At 41.3% G+C, this 18,303-nt stretch carries 10 protein-coding genes; 3 read left to right on the plus strand and 7 right to left on the minus strand.

The annotated features are described in order from the left end of the window. Nucleotides 1-16: 16 nt before the first annotated feature. Nucleotides 17-802: an acyl-CoA desaturase gene (locus LEP1GSC058_RS00885; RefSeq protein WP_016547480.1), complete on the minus strand. Its 786-nt coding sequence runs from the start codon at nt 800-802 to the stop codon at nt 17-19. 271 nt (nt 803-1,073) lie between these two features. Here LEP1GSC058_RS00885 and LEP1GSC058_RS00890 point away from each other — a divergent pair, with 271 nt between their 5' ends. From LEP1GSC058_RS00890 to LEP1GSC058_RS00900, 3 genes are all read left to right on the plus strand, one after another. Further along, nucleotides 1,074-1,580, plus strand: a complete 507-nt coding sequence (locus LEP1GSC058_RS00890; protein WP_016547696.1) for a DUF1993 domain-containing protein — start codon at nt 1,074-1,076, stop codon at nt 1,578-1,580. 278 nt (nt 1,581-1,858) lie between these two features. Next, nucleotides 1,859-2,065, plus strand: coding sequence for a YgaP family membrane protein (locus tag LEP1GSC058_RS00895; RefSeq protein WP_016547539.1), 207 nt, complete (start codon nt 1,859-1,861; stop codon nt 2,063-2,065). A gap of 306 nt (nt 2,066-2,371) precedes the next feature. Next, entirely contained in the window at nt 2,372-2,932 is a 561-nt protein-coding gene (locus LEP1GSC058_RS00900; protein ID WP_016547482.1) for a heme-binding beta-barrel domain-containing protein, read from the plus strand. 99 nt (nt 2,933-3,031) lie between these two features. Here LEP1GSC058_RS00900 and LEP1GSC058_RS00905 read toward each other — a convergent pair whose 3' ends face one another. The 6 genes from LEP1GSC058_RS00905 to LEP1GSC058_RS00930 all read right to left on the minus strand — a co-directional run bounded on the left by LEP1GSC058_RS00905 (nt 3,032) and on the right by LEP1GSC058_RS00930 (nt 18,298). Further along, nucleotides 3,032-3,844, minus strand: coding sequence for a fatty acid desaturase (locus tag LEP1GSC058_RS00905; RefSeq protein ID WP_016547587.1), 813 nt, complete (start codon nt 3,842-3,844; stop codon nt 3,032-3,034). 240 nt (nt 3,845-4,084) lie between these two features. Then, the gene (locus tag LEP1GSC058_RS00910; protein ID WP_016547632.1) at nt 4,085-5,056 is read right to left on the minus strand and encodes a sterol desaturase family protein; all 972 of its coding nucleotides are present in this window, start codon (nt 5,054-5,056) and stop codon (nt 4,085-4,087) included. A gap of 167 nt (nt 5,057-5,223) precedes the next feature. Next, nucleotides 5,224-6,258: a hypothetical protein gene (locus LEP1GSC058_RS00915; protein ID WP_016547561.1), complete on the minus strand. Its 1,035-nt coding sequence runs from the start codon at nt 6,256-6,258 to the stop codon at nt 5,224-5,226. 489 nt (nt 6,259-6,747) lie between these two features. Beyond that, nucleotides 6,748-9,930, minus strand: a complete 3,183-nt coding sequence (locus LEP1GSC058_RS00920; RefSeq protein WP_016547713.1) for a SpoIIE family protein phosphatase — start codon at nt 9,928-9,930, stop codon at nt 6,748-6,750. A gap of 85 nt (nt 9,931-10,015) precedes the next feature. Further along, nucleotides 10,016-12,073 (minus strand): AMP-dependent synthetase/ligase, encoded by a 2,058-nt coding sequence (locus LEP1GSC058_RS00925; RefSeq protein WP_016547680.1) that lies wholly within the window; start codon nt 12,071-12,073, stop codon nt 10,016-10,018. Nucleotides 12,074-12,358: 285 nt separating this feature from the next. Then, a complete protein-coding gene (locus LEP1GSC058_RS00930; RefSeq protein WP_016547759.1) occupies nt 12,359-18,298 on the minus strand; it encodes a carboxyl transferase domain-containing protein in 5,940 nt (1,979 codons plus the stop codon). Nucleotides 18,299-18,303: the final 5 nt, after the last annotated feature.

The following is an 18,303-nucleotide window of genomic DNA, read 5'->3' on the forward strand; positions in this document are numbered from 1 at the left end:
TCTGCGCTATCCTCAATTAAACTATGGATCCGGGAAGTACGGTTCTTCCTCGTTCCGACCAAACCGCTCTTTGAATTCTTACTATTTTAAGAAAATGTAAAACTTTTAGTATTTGGAAAGTGAAATCGATCTCGAACCATTTAAAAGCGAAATTAGGAGAATTAGGGTGAGCATGGTGATTATTCTGATAGAGCTCGCCCAGGATTATAAAATCGATAAACAGAGTATTACGAGAATTGTCAGGATTTTTCGAGTGATTGCGATACCCATAAAGATGACCGCACCAATTAACGACGGATCCTTGAATTTTCGCCATAAAAAAATGAATCGGCAGCAGAGCGTAAAGCCAAGGTGCATTTTTAGGAACGAAATAAATATAGAAAGCCGAATAAGCGAAAACAAATATCAATCGCACCCACAGAGACTCCGCATATTTATCTAGTCCCGGCATTTCCGGATAATTCCCCTTAAATTCCTTTTCAACGTCGGTTTTATAATTTCGAATATCATCGTACCCGCTTGCAGTTTTTAAAAGCATATCGAAAAAACTCTTGGAAGTAACCGGAGAATGAGGGTCTTTCAAAGTATCGCTGAATGCATGATGCCTTCTATGCAAAATCGCATACGTTCTCGGATTTAAAAACGAGGATCCCTGTACAAGGAACGTTAGAATATAAAAGAATTTTTGCCACAAAGGACTTAGCGTGAACATTTGATGTGCGGAATACCGATGCTGAAAGAAGGACTGAAGAAACGTCGAAAGAAACCAATGTCCAATAAAGAAACTCAAGATAATCGGCATGTGAACTCCTTTCCGATCCATATTCTGAGAATAGAAAACTAAATCTCAACTTATCGGAGTTCAATTTCCGGAAAGTGTTGCAAAAACGAACGATCATTTCGATTTAAAAAGACTGATTGTAATATATGAAACCTTTTCGGATCGATAAGGTTGATCTACGTAAGTCTGAGAGTCGCGATTCAAGAAAGTGTTAGAGTCCAAGGCGACTCATTCGTGTAAAAGACTTGCTGCCTGTCCATTTCAACGTTCAATGGATTCTATGGATGGATCAATGTTATACGAAATCACCGTACCGCAATTTACAAAAATGCTGCAAAACCTAAGTCGAATTTTAGATAAGGCGACTCATTTCGCCGAAACCAAAAAAATCGACGTCGAAGTGTTGTTAAATTCAAGATTAGCCCCGGATCAGTTCAACCTTATTAGGCAAATTCAAATTGCATGCGATACTGCAAAACTCGCGTCTGCCCGTTTGACAGGGAAACAAGCGCCTGTTCACGAAGACTTAGAAAAAACTCTTCCCGAATTGAAAACTAGGATCGACGATGTAGTCAAATATTTAGGAACCTTTTCCGTCGGAGAATTTAACGAAGCAAATAGCAGAAAAATTTCACAACCTCGCTGGGAAGGAAAGTACTTAACCGGATTGGAATATGCGATTCAACACGCCATTCCGAATATGTATTTTCACGTGACGACCGCGTACGATATTTTACGACACAACGGGGTCGAAGTGGGCAAAAAAGATTATTTAGGAGAAATGCCGTTTAAGAATTAATCCTTCGAACGAAATCTCTCATAAATTGCCCGAAGTTCCTAACCGAGGGCAATAGGTCGAAAAAATTCCCGGCTCAAATCAGTCGAGATACGATAGTCGTAACGGACGTCTCGATTCAATATATCTTAATTCCAATAAAATATTACATAAACATATTATAATATATTACTTCTATCCGAGAGACGACAATCGGATATCTGCATCGAACCTTACGACTACTATAACTTGACAATAATTCCTTTAATGCCATAATTAATATGCTTATCAGGAGGAAGACAATGAAAATCAACGAAGGAATGTTCGACAGATCCGCAAGAACTATAGTTGGATTAGGACTAGTAGCTTGGGGATTTTGGGCGCATAATTCCTTGGGAATTATGGCGGTTATTGTCGGTCTGATTCCGCTTCTAACAGGCTTAATCGGCTGGTGTCCGCTCTATCAATTCCTGGGATTCAGCACCGATTCTAAACGGAAGAGCGTTTAGAGCTTTAAGTCGAAGCGGATCCTTTGGGCTTGCATTGGAGACCAAGATTTAAACATATTCCTATCCATATCACATTCCGCTTACTTTCGTAAATTGGAAGCGTGCGAACGAAATAAAACTTGGAATAGGAACGGGCCTGCAAATCAGCAGGTCCTTTTTTAAGCAAACGGAATACTCCTAAATATTATAAATGCCTTATCGACGTTTATGATGCTATTATATCAAATCGATCTCAGAATGGTATTCTTGTTTACTAAATCTCGACTTGATCGACAATCGGTTTGCAATTTACGGCAAGGATCAACAATGACTGAAGCGATATACGGCCCCCTATCCGCACTGATCGGCAATTGGCGGGGAGATAAAGGATTAGATATTTCTCCGCTTCCTATCGGCCAAGAAGTAAATCCTTATTTTGAAACGATTTCATTCGAACCTATCGGTTTAACTACCAACGCAGAATCGCAAATTTTAGCTGGGCTTCACTATCGACAACTCGTGAGTAGAAAATCGGACGGAAAGGTTTTTCACGACCAAACGGGTTATTGGATGTGGGAAGAAAAATCGCAAAATATTTTTCATACATTCGCGATTCCTCGGGGCGTTTGCGTGCTCGCAGGCGGACGATTTCAAAAATCGGAGCAGGAAGCAGGCGCAACCCAATTTCATTTATCTGCGAAAGCGGGCGATGCGGATTGGGGAATCATACAATCGCCGTTTATGAACGCAACCGCGCAAACGCTTTCGTTCCAAATTACTTTGACTGTACGAGGTGAATTTCTCTCTTATTCTCAATCGACAATACTGAAGATTTACGATAAAACGTTTACCCATACGGATGATAACACGTTACAATTACAAAAATAAAGGGTATGAAAATCGATGGATGACTTGGTCGTATATGATCTGAGAGTCCTATACGATATCGAACATTTCTCAAACGACATGTTAACCCTGCGCTTGCAATCAAACTTTGGCAATATCACTCGGCGGAAAAAGGAGGGTTCCTGAAACTACCGCCCTGCCGCGCTCAGTCCACACCGCTCTACGTATCCGAATGATTTTGAAAAAGTGCATTAACTTGATGATCTGATAGGTAAGATCGAATTCGAACCAACGATAAGCGAAGTTCGGTGAATTAGGATGGGCATGGTGATTGTTTTGATATAGTTCGCCCAAGATAAGGATGTCAATCGGCAACGTATTTTTAGAATGATCCGGTTGCTTGGGATGATTTTTGTACCCGTACTTATGGCCGCACCAATTCACGATCGCAGTTTGTATCGGTCCCATAAAATAATGTATCGGAAGAAGGATGTATATCCAAAGCATATCGATCGGTACAAGCTTAACATAGATTAAAGTGTAACAACCTCCAAAGAATATTCTGACAGGCCAAGAGTCCGCGAATCTATCAAACCAAACAATCTCAGGATAGCGACCCCTGAATTTTCGTTCGACTTCTGCGCTTCCACTCGCAATCCCTTTAAAAGCGATGGCCGTTCTATTCACCATATCGAAAAATCCATTCGATATGACCGGAGAAACCGGGTCCTTTTCAGAGTCACTATACGCGTGATGTATTCTGTGAATTATAGCATATGCTCTCGGATTTAAGTAAGAAGATCCTTGACCAATAAACGAAAAAAAGTAGAAAAATCTTTCCCAAACTTTATTCATTTCAAACATTCTATGCGCGGAATACCTATGCAGAAAGAAGGATTGAATAAAGACGGAAAGTAGCCAATGCCCCGCAAAGAAAATCAAAATGAATATCACAGTTTACCCTCAATTCAATTCCCGTTTGGAAATCAACGGACTGATCGTTCGATTAAAATAACTCGATTTAGAATAAGTTAAATTAAAAGAGAGGTCAACGCGATTTCGTTCTATCTATTCTTGAAACTATGATGGAGCCGACTTTAAGCAATAGAAGGTAAAAATAAAGGAACAAAGAAAACTGGACCACCGTACGAAAGATTGCGTTCCTAAACGATTTCATGAAAAATAATAGTAAATTTATTTCTTAAGTTTATCCAAGATTCTTTTGAAAGGTAAAAAATAAATGGAGAAGAAATTATCGAAATCCTCTTTTTTCGCATCCTTTAATCCGAAAGTTATTTCTTCCGCCTCATTTCGATCCGGGATATAAAGGGTTCCTAAGAATACGTCCCAGAAAGCGAACGTAACTCCTATATTTTTATTCTGAAGTCGTATATCAACACTATGATGAATCTGATGCTGAGCAGGACTTAAAAAAATATAACTAAGCCATTTCGGAAAGTAGACGGCGATATTCGAATGTCTTAAATTTGCATAGAGATTGAAAATAAAAATCCCCGCATTCACCCCTAAAAAGGAAATCATCGTAATCTTTTCCGGAAAAACGAACATCGCGATACCTGTCACGATTCCGGAAAAAAGGGCTCCCAGAGAATTGACTAGAATTGCCTCCACAGGATGAACTCGATAAACCGTTAGCGGGTTTAAAACTTCCGCAGAATGATGAAGTCTATGAAATTCCCAAAGAAAAGAGTTCTTGTGAAGAAGCCAATGCGCAAGAAATCTTCCAAAATCATTCATCAGCCAAAATAAAACGGAATAAAAACCGATTACCGCAGCCGAATCGAACGGGATTTCATAAAGAACGATCCCGAATAAATTGACCAAGCCTTTATTGACGAAAGCAGAAACAGTCGCGCCGGATAGTACAAAATAACCGTAGTAGAAACTGAACAAAACGGTGTTAAAAAAATAATATTTGTAATCCAATAGAGCCGATTTATGAAACCAATATTCTTTAGATAAAATCTTACTCAGATAATTTCCGACACTAAAATCTTTTACGTATATTTTCTGCCATACAATGAAAAGCGCCGTGATAATGACGGAACTCAAAAGATATAACCAATATATTTTTACCGAGGGGAGAAATACGATCCGGATCGGACTTAGTAAAGCAGAGTAGATATTACTGAAATTTAAATCCATAGGATTTCCATTTCAAAAAACCATTCTATCTTTTCCCAGTCAATTGAATTTGGGCGATAAGAATTGAAGTGCAGTTAATATGAAATATGAATTTTAGAACGATTCCAATGAAAGAACCGCCGATCTGACTTTACGGAAAATCAGCATTCGGGAAACGATCCTTCTCGCTACGCATTTTTTCTGAGCAGTCTTTTTGTCCTAAGCTTCCATTCCCATAATATAATTTCCTTCTCTATGCCGTTAGACTCTGCCTGCTCTTTCTCCAAAAGAGCAAATACCATACTTGCAATTTCGAGCGAGAATCCCTTCTTGAGTTCGGCTTCAAACTCGATTTCTCTCATTCCTAATATTAATTCGGCAAGGCGAAATCCTTCGTTCAAATTTAATAGTTTATTGTACCGACTTTTGCTTTCTTCCTTATTCTCATCGTTTCGAATCATCAGCTCGAGAAACGTTCGGATAAAGGCTATTTCTTCGGGTATCAGCGAAAAATCCAAAAGAAGTTGTTTAACTTTCTCGAGCTCATTCTTCTGTAAATGAACCTGAGCTAAGAAAACGGGATTAATGGAATGCAAATTTAAATTGCCCTTCTCGGAAAGGTCCGATGCGCGAACCGCTTTGAAATCAACAACGTTCGAGCTCTTTCCGATTTCATCCCCTTCCCGGATCTGATTTTTCGCATGGACGCTCGCAGAAAGCGCGGCCTTACTTCTGATAATCAACATATTAAGCGAAGGAAATCTTATTTTTTGAGATATCAAATCTTCGCGGGGAAAATTTTCATCCAAAACTAAATGGTGAATTTCAACCCCTGCCCCTCGAGCTCGTAGTAGGTCTTCACATTTCCGGTAATGAAGAATAATTACGGGAAGAACATCGCACTCGCTGCCGCTTTTAAAAAAAACGGATCGAACTTCGCTTCCAGTATTCGCGTGTTGAAACGGAATTATCAATTTTCCGTGATTTACGTTGACGAAACTCAATTCTCCCGTCCGAAAGTGAGATAAATCAAATCCGTCCCCAAGAAATGCGATCCTAGGTACGGGCACGATGATAGAATTATTTTTCGAACCTTTCGGGATCTCAGGACCGTTCGCGGTAAATACCACATAGTTCATTTTGGCAAGCTTGATCTTGACCAAAAATCCTCGAGGTGTTTTTCTCTCCTCATAAATCGAATCTACTGACGGAAAAGCTGACACGCGGACTCCTGCAACAATTTCAACCGAAGCTTACGATCGGTATTGATCTAATATCTGACGAAATTGTATTTCGCAACCGAACGACTATTTTATCTTAATGTAAAATAGTACAATCCATCTCGAAGCGGAAGAATTGATTTTTTACATATAAAATTGCGTCATTTTCGAAAATGTTGTTTTCCTAACAGAGATCGAATTTCAATTTAATTACAGAAAGAACGTGTTACTTGATCGATATTTTTGAGGAAGGAAAACCGAAAGTCCGGAATATACGTCGGTATTAGAAGGAGAAATCCCTGCTAATTTAAAGAAGGACAAAATCCGTATCAAGAATGGAAACATTCCCTCAAGAGTGAAAGGTTAATCTGTCGAAAAGCCGGACAAAGTATCGTCCATAAAACAAAAGAAAATCCAATTGAACTCAATCGCTAAACTCACTCCAAAGATAGCGATGAAAATTCGCAATTGTGGAAATTCCGAGCACAAAAGCTATGAATTTTTGTTCGTCGGTTCCCTTCTTAAATTCTTAAGTAGATCAAGCAGTTTTGCAATTCTCTCATTCTTGGAATCCAATTCGAAAGCTTCCATGGCGATTGCCAGTGCACTATCGTAATTTTTCAAAACCAAATAAATGCGTGCAAGATTGAGTAAATTCTTAACATGATTCGGTTCCCTGAGACGAAGCCTTTCGCCGAAATCCGCGGCCTTTTCAATTTTCCCGCTTCGGCGCAGCATAAAAGACGTGAAGTATAGCATATCATTGTCTAATGGATGAAGCTTCAGATACTCTTCTGCATGATGGGCGGCATCTTCGAATAATCTCTTCCGCATGAATAGAAACGCCAAGTATTTCTTAGTTATCGGAATTTTTCCGTTTAAAGTTTCGATTTCCCTAAATAACGAAATTGCCTCGTCGAAATTTTCGTCTTTCGCATTTCTCTTAGCTTTATCGATTAAGTTCAAAACGTGTTTATTCTCTTGTATTCCTTCAGTATCGTCAGCCGCTTCTTTTATATCCTTCTCTTTAAATGAAATTCTAATAAGCGATAGATCATCGGTTAAATGCCCTTCCGATAAAATAAGATGAAAGATATTTTCCAAATTTCCGTGACCGGATTCCACAAACTCCAGAAAACGAGTGTGATCGTCATTTATCATTTTTTCACCGGCTTGGTTCGATCCGATATGAATATCGTCCCTTCCGTCGGAACCAGCGACAATGACGTCTCCCGGTCGCAGCTGAAATGTTTTCACATAGACTCGACCGTTCATTCCCTCGGTTCCTAACTTCCTGAACGTCAAATCGTTCTCGATAAAGCTAGCTTGATTATTTCGGTATAAGACCGTCCAAGGATGCTCTGCATTTAAATGATAGAGTATACCCTCTTCCTCATCCACTAATCCGATCACGGCAGAAACCAACATAGATCCGTTAAAACTTAAGAAAACTTTATGAAGCTCCATGAAGGTGCTCTTTAACCATCTTTCAGGGGAATAGTCTCGGATCGAATCCGTGATTTTCGTTCGCTCGATAATAGCTTCGAAAACGGCTCCGAATACCAATGCGCCGCCGGCACCTTGCATGGATTTGCCCATCGCATCTGCGTTTAAAAAAACGGTATAATTTTTCCCTCTTAATTGGATCCGATTCGAAGCGCTGATGTCCCCTCCGATCTCCGAATCATAGTTACGAAATTTGAATTTCTTTTTTTGATCCGTTAATAGATCGACCTTCACATTTCCCTGATTCGCACGATTAGCGGCTAAAGATTTCAATAGGAGAGACATCAGGAAATAGTCGCCATCCTGCTGTTCCTTAAGATTTTTAACTTCGTTTAAAGTTATTTCAAGTTCGTTCGTTCTTTCCTTAACTTTTATTTCTAGATTCTCGGCATAATTTCGAAGGCTATTTCTCGCAGATAACATACTTTCAGCCATATGATTAAATGACCTCGCGATAAACCCTATCTCATCCTCGACTTTAGGGACCAATCGGTATTCAAGATTCCCTGCATATACTTCCTGCAAACCGGACACAACTTCCTTCATCGGAATAATTAATGCATACCTAAAGAAAAGTTCGAAACCAAAAACGACTAGGAACATTATGGAAATGAGGCAGAGAAGCAAAATTAACGAAGGGTAATGTAGATAAGCCCTGTAAATACGGTAATCGAATCCGGTTTCGAATAATCGACCGGAAGTTTTATTCAAAAGATAATACGCCACATAGTATTTAAAGGGAGTACTTTTTTCGGCGATAATCGAAGAATCGTTTCCCCTATATATTCTTTCGCCCTCTCGATAGACCGGGAGCGTGGAATTAAATACGAGGCGCTTTAAGTCTTCCTCTGACATACCTGTCTTCAGTTCAAGCCTATAAACGATGGAAAGTTCGTTTAACATTTCAGCCACTCCCGGCTCGTTGGCGGAAAACAATTTTGAAATACGAATCGAGTCCTTCTTATCCTGAACATGAGAGAATTGACTATTCAAAACGATCAACCTCTGAGATAAACGTTTCAAGAAAGTTTCCATTTCGACGTTCGATACTACTTTATTTTTCTTGGATGAAAGAAATCCCAGAATCCCTGCCTTATATGCGAAGAACTCAGGAGGACTATTTAATAGTATAGACTTTGATTTTAATAATCGTTCTTCGGCGGGAAGATCCCCCAGACTGCAAATCAAATTCCAGAGACGTATGTAATTTGTTTCCAATCCCCTTTCCGATTCCGAAATCGGATCAGATTTTCCGAATATTTGATTCGAACTTCCTGCGGACATGTCGTACGAAACTATATATTCGAGTCCTTTCGCTTTTTCTCGAGTCGCGATCGCTAATTTGGCCTCTTGATATTGTATTCGATCGAATACCAACTCATACTCGATCAAAATAAAATAGGCTATTATCTGAAATACAAGAAAGAACGTAGCCATCGAAATGCCGACAATACGATTCAGGATCGTGGTCTTTTCCTTCGCGATATTAAGATAGATTACCAAAAGGAGAAAAAAACCGATTACGAATGATAAATCCACCGCTTGTTGATAAACGATTCTAGATATGGAGCCGTTTCTATTTAGTGCGTTGGTTACTGCCGGAATTACGAGAATAATGCAAAATGCAAAAAGCATATAGATAACTGCTCTTCTTTCTTTCCCTTTCTCTACGAGGGCTCTCCAAACTCCCAAAGATATACAAAGAAGGTTAAAGAAGAGAACCAGTATGGAATATAGCATATAAAAGGAATATGTTTCAAAATCCCAATAATGACTTCCTTTTACGAAGCGCCCGACCGAATTACGGGAATTTAATATAAACAGAATTTCCACAGCAATGACGATTAAGATTAGAGTGAAATAAATGTATTTTCCGATCCTTTCTTTTCTCGGCGTCGGAAAATAAAAGAAGACTAAGGAAAACTGAGCGAATACAAGTAACGCCGACGGGATAACTATCCATCGGTGATAAATTCCCCATCGTTCCAAAGTGAAGAAACCGATCGTATATCCGAAATGAAAAAAGAAAGCAAAGCCAGATGCAATTCCCAAATGCAACGCGGCTTGACTCCTCTCTTTGATTCTCAAAAAGAAAAATGCGACATACAAACAAAAGAGAGCGGCCAAAATGGAACCGAAAGAATAGAAATTTAAATAACCGAATTTCATCTTAAGCCTTTCCTAATTTCTAATACGAAAAATATTTGATACGCAACAAAGCGGTAATGTTCCGCTCTAAGGAAACCTTTCGGATTTAAACCTTGGTTGCTTCTCCTGACGTATATAAATCCTCGATGCGATCCCTATATTTTTCCATTATCGTTGCTCGCTTCATCTTAAGAAGATTCGTCAGCTCGTCTCCCACCTCGAACGGTTTGACTATTAAGAAAAAAGGCGTTACCTGCTCGAAAGATTTGAAGCCGTTTCTAGCGTTATTCAGGGTTCTTATTTCGCTACGATATAGATCTATGACCTGCCTTTTTTGAAGCAGCTCCTCTCTGGAATCGAAGGAAATGTAATTCTCCTTCGCCCAACTGATAAGAGACTCAAAATCGGGAACTATAATCGCTCCCAAGTTTTTCTGATCTTGTCCGATTACCATACATTGGCTTATGTATTTTGAGACCTGTAGTCTTGCCTCAATCGGGACCGGCTCTACGTTCTCACCTCCTCTTAGCACGATAGTTTCTTTTGCCCTTCCTGCCAAGGTTAAGGTCCGATTATAACTGACGATTCCTATATCTCCGGTATTCATCCAGCCTGCGCTCAGAGCATCCGCCGTAATTTCTGGACTTCTATAGTAACCTTTCATAATATGCGGCCCGCTTGCAAAAACGACTCCCTTTTGGCCGGGTTTCCCTTTTGTAAATTTTCCGTTCTCGTCTATCTCGGATAGCACTTCGTTCTTTTCGGTTCGAATTTGGAGTTTTGTTTTCGGCAAGATATGGCCGACGGAACCGATTACGAATCTATCCGTCCTTCTTATCGATATTACCGGAGAAGTTTCCGTCATACCGTACCCTTCCAATAGGCGGATGCCTAAATGGTTGAGCGTCCTATCCACCCGATTAGGCAATGCTCCTCCGCCGGAAACGGATGTTTTCAAAAAACCTCCGACGATATCCTTGCGTATTTTCGATAAAACAAGCTTATCCAACGTAAAACTATTTAATAAAAGGCCGATTAATCCGATCGTATATAATGGAATCTTGATTTCGTTCGTCACATCTGTCGATGGAATCAGCATAGCACATAGAAAGGAAATGGCGGATAACGTAAATGGACCGAAAAAAAGATATTCGAAGGTCATTCGCAATCCCTTCAAAAAGGTTCCGAAAGAATTTCTTCCGTTTAAATCCAGTTCGTTTCCGAGAAAGAACGCTTTTGCCTCGTTCTTCTTTTCGGAATAGGTATAAGCTAAGCTGAATAAGATTCGACCCAATCTCGAAGTCCGTTCTGGGTCGGTCATTCTAGCGAGAATTCCGTTACAGATCATCTCCCATACTCTAGGCGCTGCACCGAAAAAAGTGGGTTTAAAGTCCGCAAAATTCTGTTTTAAATCCTGAACATTGGAATAGTATGTCGTTCCTCCCACATGCAAAAAGCAATATTCCAAAAACCTTTCAAATATATGCCAAATCGGTAAAATGGAGATTGCGCGATCATTCTCGGTGATTTCCAAGATAGGGGCGACGGAGCTAACTTGAAAAATCATATTAGAATGGGTTAATTGGACGCCCTTGGGCTTGCCGGTCGTTCCGGACGTATAAATGATAGTAAATAAATCATCCGATTGCAAGGATGAAATACGCTCTTCCGCGCTTCGACTTCCTTGTTCGCGCAATTTCCGGCCTCTTCTTAAAAGCTCGTAAACATCGCTCGCTTCGTTTTGATCCGGGGAATATTGCATCATAATCAATGTTATGTCATGATCTATATTATTTTTTTGTTTAATAATTTTCTCCAATACTTTCCCGTTTTCCACGAAAACTATCTTACTCTGGCTATGATTGATTATATAAGTGATTTCGGAATCGGTTATATCGGATCCGCGCGGCACGGTGACTGCTGCCGATAAGATGATCGCGCAATCTGCAATCATCCATTCGACGCGATTATCCGAAAATATCGCCACATTCTCCTTCGCCTCCAGTCCGGATTCGATCAAAGCCTCGGCGAGACTTAACCCGGATTCATAAAGCTCTTTGTAACTAAGGAAAGCCGGTCTTTTTTGAACATCCTTATATCGGAATGCGTTTTTTTCGCCGAACTTAAGGGCAGACTGTTGGAATAATTGAGCTAAGTTTTCCATTTAACTAAACCTTTTTAGCATAATTCTTGTTATAATTAAAACAGGCAAATTCAGCACCCGTTTCGAATGAATAGAATATACAGCCGCTCCTTCCCGATTGCTTGAACGGAGCGGCTAATGCAAAGTAATTGTTTGTACGAAGCGGCTATAGTTGAAAATTCAGTGAAGAATCCTACGATAGAGATCCAATATCAATATATTAAATATATATTATACATTATTGATAAGCAGGTGGAAATCCGGCAAAAAGGGCGCGACTGTTATTCCTAGAAGAGCCGATATAACTCACCCAATAACTCCAGTGTCGGATTTTGAAAATACTTCTTCCATTGGCTTGCCGTTCTTTTCCTCCATCCAGGCCCTTCTTTTCTCTGCCGCGGAATCCAGCCCATTGAGAATTACGCTTCGTAATTCGGAAATGGATCCAAATACTCCGTCCAAGACTCCGGACTTTAATGCGTCGTTCGAGGCCTCAGCTTTTTGCTTAAACGAATCTAGAAATTCTTTTCGAAGTTTCTCTATCTCCAGGGTTTTTCCTTCTCCCTCTAATTTAGCGACTTTGGCGCCTTGAAATAGATCAAAGGCGGAGAATGCCCCCATTACCGCTAATGTTCCTGATTGCCAAGAATAGTAGGATATCCCCGGCCTTAAGAATCCGCTGAAAGCGTGTATCTGCCTACCTCCGTAATTTTGCCGAAGCACGACCGAAACCACCGGATTTTTCGAAAGCACGTTCACATCTAACGACTCGCCGCCGATCTGCTGGATTCTCAATCTTTCCTGTTTGGTCCCGGGCACAAAGCCGGGAGCATCGGACAGCATAATTAGAGAAATATCATACTTATTTAAAAACTCCATAAAAACTCGGAATTTATCCGTTCCATAAGCATCAGGAGCTCCTCCATCCTTCGGTTGGTCCGCAATAATACCGACCGTTCTTCCGAAAATCCTGCCAAGACCAGTCACTAAACTGGTCCCAGGATCCATTGCGTAGAATTCTACGAATGAATCCCGATCTAAAATCGATTCCGTCAAAAAATGACGCATATCATACGATTTTGCAGGATCTTCCGGTAATGCAGGTTCCTTTTCAGTCGAACCCGAATCCATTATAGTTCTGTAATGGATTAATTGGAATATGGAAGCGGCTTTAGAATATGCTTCGTCGTCGGTGTCCACTACTATCGTCGCCGCCTTTTCCATTTCGGAATTTTGACGCAACGCATCATCGTTTCCTCGATTTTTTTGTCGGTTCGGACGCACCAGAATCCAAGCATCTCCGACCGAAGAGAGTTCGGTTAAAGAAATTCCGGAAATATCCTTAACGATATGCAGGAGCGGTTCGGCAAATTCTTGCAAGGATTTTTGAAAATCCTTTCGCACCCGAAATGATTCGGAATCTTCGATGTATTCGCTTCTAAACCATTTTTTGCCATAAACCAATAATAGGCCTGTTCCGGTTTTTTTCGCTATTCTCAGCGTTTCTTTAGCTTTTACCAAGGCGGCAAAGGAATGAAACCCGAATTCGGTTCTAGGTCCCAAGACAGTAATCGGCATCCCTCCAAATCTGAGTAAACCGGCAACTAACGACTCCGAGCCGGAGTAATTGGCTTTTATAGGTAGGAACTCACCCGCATCCGATACGGATGCCAAAGCCGATTCGGAAATGATCTCTTCGACCGAGTTTGAATTTCTAATTTTTAATATATTCTTAATTTTTAATTTTCCTGGATCATTATTAACTTCTCGCAGTACCGATTGAATTTTGCGAATATAGGAGATTAGATGCAACTTATCGTTTGCGACAAAGTCGACCGTCCCGGTTCCTCGACCCATGATCTTTGCGCCGCCGATCTCATAATTCGTGAATGTTTCTCCGGTTACCGATTCGATAACGGCCGCGCCGGTTAGAACCCGATAGGATTGCTCTTCGTCAAGCAGCACTTGTAAAGAAGCCTGAGAGGATCCATAGACGTCCAATCCTGTGGAAGAGCCGACGCCGACCGCCACGACAAAACATAGTTTCGGCCTATCTTCCGGTTGATACGCTTTAAATCGCCAGCCGAGCGTCTTCTCCAACTGATCGCACAATTTTCGAACTTCCAAATCATTATGCGAACGGATTGCAGACTGAAATTCCTTAGCGCTCACCCGATGGGAAAGAAGCGCATTTATAAAGAATCCTTCCGCTGCCCTATTTAAGGAAACCATTCCTTCCTTAATGTTCGCACCCGCCCCGTCGTTCCAGACGTAAAAGGGAACATCTTTTCTGTAGGCAATATAAGCCCCGGCCAGATATTTTTTTCCTTCCTTATCTCCCGTAGCGCCGCCCGCTATCCGGGAATCCTTTAAAAAGAAAACAGCTTCGCTTCCGCCGATTCTCCCGACGTAAATCTTTGCACCGATCGGGATTCGCTCGCCTGAATCGGAGTTTTCGGTTTCTCCGAAATCCAGATTAGGGACGAGCACTTCCTCAAAGCTATCCGGATCAAAACTTTCCTCGACCCATCTTTCCAAAGGCCATTTTCCTTTTTCATAAAGCTTTCTATCCTTTGGGTCGCATACCTCGGCATAAGGAAAACGGAAATCGTCCTTGCCAAGCGAATCGATCCGCAACTTTCCGTCGCGGAAAAAGAAAGAATATCTCTTACTCGGAATGCCCTTGCCGTCTCCAATTTCGAGCGTTAAGCTGCTGAACGCTCCATGAAGAAAAAATTCCATCATAGAAGAGGCTGTTTGATTTAGAGTTTCATAATCTAGCGACGAATCAATCCGCCTCTCGCTAGAAGGTGCTTCAGATTCCATTGCAATCAATTCCAAACGAAACGAGGAGGCGGACCTAAGCGCATTCAAGGATTGCAGCAATGCGGCTCCGGAAATTGCCTGGTCTTCCAATTCAGGGAAATGGAATGCTTGATCTAAGTCGTTCCATTCTCGTCTTAAACTTGTTACGGGAATGAAGACGAATAAAACGTATTCTATCTTATTTTTAACTTCAAAAGAATATAGAAATTTGTTTTCGATCAAGGAATCCAATCTAGAAATTTTTCCCTGACTTTTCCAATATTCCAGCTTACTATCTATCGTAGACCTAATTTTCTCCGGTATATTCTCGGGAATTAAAGGAAGAGTCTCGCTAAAAGATAAAAGCAATCGATCTTTCTTTGCAGATGAATTGGACGCCAAAGCCCAAGGATCTTTCATAAACTGGATATATTTAGAAATATGTCGTTTTGATAATGTACGAACTCCTTCGGGTGCGTTAAAATCGGAGGCTTTACGCACCGAAAGGATTCTCCGCACGACAGCTTCGAACATCGGATCCCTTTCTCTTTCCTCAAGAGCGAGAAGTTCATGTAAATGTAAATTAACGATCTTCGAAGCAGGCAAGAGGAAGGATAGCTTTTCCAAAATATCCGCGTATAATTTGGAATAATTCATCAAATTCTTATATGCGATCAATATAAAGTAAAACGCTTCTCCCTGTTCTCTCAATCTTCGGAAAGAGACCCAGGGTTTTACTTCGTAAAAGGAAAAGGCTCGCGAGAGTAATCTAGATGTACCCTTATACGGTTTGAATCCCTCCGTATCCCAATTTAACAAGGACCTTTGTAATTCTCCGAAATGGGAATGAGAGGATCCGAAGTCGGAGGAGAATAATCGCCGAATTAGGACCACATATTTGAGTAAAAAAGTAAGTAGCGCGGCCCATTCGTCGGCTTCCTTCCTTTCCTTTGCTATTTTAGTGACATCCATCGCACTAAACAGATTCGTTATTTTTGCTTCGGTTTCCGATCCTCCGGAAAATCCCAAAATCACTGAATAAAGGATTCTTAATATTTCTTTTCTTTGTTTTCCTATGTCAAGATTCTGCGTAAAAGCCAAGGAAAGTTGATCTTCCGTCGCCTCGGGAATTTTATTCCACTGTTCTATGAGAGATCGATCCGTCGAAATAGTTCGATCGGCAATCGTGGAATTTCCCGATATGATCTCCTTGGTAAGAATTTCCGAAGTAATTTTTGCAAGAACCTCGCCTTCGGAAAAGCTTTTCCCGAGAATCTGCCCCGCTGCGGTGGCCCCTCGGATCAATTTACTTAGGTTTCCATTTTCAATTAAATAACTGACAATGCCGTCCGCGGGGGATTTCAATACGGTCTCCATTTTCATCGCGGAAATGACGAGAAGAGGATCTCCTCGTTTAATAACGCTTCCTTCAGCCCAATTTTTTTTGCTTATAGGATCTTCAAAGAGTTTTACAAACGTCCCTTGAAACGGCGATCGTAAGACTCCTTGCTCGTCTCCGCTTTCCTTTTGGCCCTCCGAGGTTATTCTTAGGCGGGAATAATGCAATTTTCCGCTCGAACCGGAAAATCGAATCAAATGAAAATTCGGTTTCGCGTCGATTCGGACCGACACCGATCTTCCGTTCGACTCCGCCAAAAATTGTTTGCCATCGGATGAAGAACGACTCACTTGGATTTTTCTTGCAGGCAACGAATCTCCTCCCACGAGAAATTCCCTCAAGCCGACCCTTAACAGAAATATATGATATGAAGTTTCGTCGATCCATACTTTGTAACGGTAGGGAGATTCGTCCAAATCCTGAGAATATAATATTTTTGTTAAATCTCTTTTTCTAAAGACATCCGAAACGGATTCCCCATTACATCGTAATGTCTCGCTGATGCATGCGAAAGTAACGGAATCCTCGAATAATGAATGGTCCGTCGCCGTCAATTCCGGATATTCCTCGAGCAAACGATTGTCATAGTCGCCCTCGATGAAACGGTGATGTCGAACGATCGAAAGTAATTGTTCGATATTGGAAGTGATTCCACTCAGATACAATTCGCTTAATGCTCGTTCCATCCTCAAGAGAGCTTCGGGACGATCTTTTCCGAACGATACGAGTTTACCGATCATCGGATCGAAGTCTCCTGGTATGACGTCCCCTTTCTTGAACCCGAAATCGCAACGAATTCCGTTAAACGTAGGCAATTCCAGTTCTCGTATTTTCCCAGGCGACGGAGAATAATTTTGATAAGGATCCTCTGCGTATATTCTACACTGTATGGAATGATCGCGCTCTCTGAATCTCATTCGTAATACGCTATGATACGGAATCTTTTGCTCTCTTTCGTCGAAGAGAAAGATCTGCCATTTCGCTAAATCTATCCCCAAGGATTGATCGGTGACTGCGTATTCGACTTGCAGTCTTGTATTCATTTCCAAGAATCCGAATTGCCCCGTTTGTCGATCCAATAGGAACTCGACCGTTCCCGCGCCGCAACGTTCCGAGTATCCGGAGATACTTGCTAGTTTTTCCGCGCTAGACAGTAGCTGCAATTGAGTGTTAGGCGGTAAGAAAGATTCTCCCGATTCTTCGATGATCTTTTGGTTTCTTCTTTGAACTGCACATTTCCTTATACCGACCGCAACCCCGTTAAATATCTGAACTTCGAAATGCGCGGGATGCTCTATGTATTTCTCTAAGTAGAAAGTATCGTTTCCGTAGGAATTCCTACCGATTCGAACGGCGCTCTCGATGGCAGGCGGAAGCTCTTCGATCGAACGTATCACGATCATTCCTTTTCCTCCTCCCCCCGCATCCAATTTCAGAATTACCGGAAAACCGATACGTTCCGCTTCCGATTCCGCCTCTTTCAAACCGGTGATCGAACCGGAACCCTGAAAAAGGGGAATTCCATTTTGAATCGCCAAGTTTCGCGCATCCAATTTATTTCCGACACTTCGCATAACGGATGCTTTAGGACCCATGAAGATAATTTCGTGTCCGTAGAATTTCTCAATTTCGCAAAGACGATCGACAAAGTGATAGTTTTCGGAGAGAAAACCGTACCCTGGATAAACCGCATTCGCGCCGCTTTCCAAAACCGCGGCACAAATCGCCGGAATATTCGCGTAATTCTTAGCCTCTCCAATATAGATCACTTCGTCGGCAAACTCAAACCAAGACTGGCCTCGATCCTGATCCGCGACCACGGCAACGGATCGAATTCCCTCCTCATGCAAGGCGAGAAAAAATCGTTTAGCAATCTCTCCTCTGTTTGCGATAAGGACTTTCTGAAGTCTTCCTTCCCGTTCCCTGCGATTTCTGACAGTATCCGATAAACTCTTATTCTTCGTTCGGAGTAAGCTGCGGAACGATTCGATATCGGAAAAATCGTGAGTATTATCTATGTTTATCTTTTCTTCACTCTTCATAAATT

Origin of the sequence: Leptospira fainei serovar Hurstbridge str. BUT 6 (genome assembly GCF_000306235.2) — a bacterium.
Classification (GTDB): domain Bacteria; phylum Spirochaetota; class Leptospiria; order Leptospirales; family Leptospiraceae; genus Leptospira_B; species Leptospira_B fainei.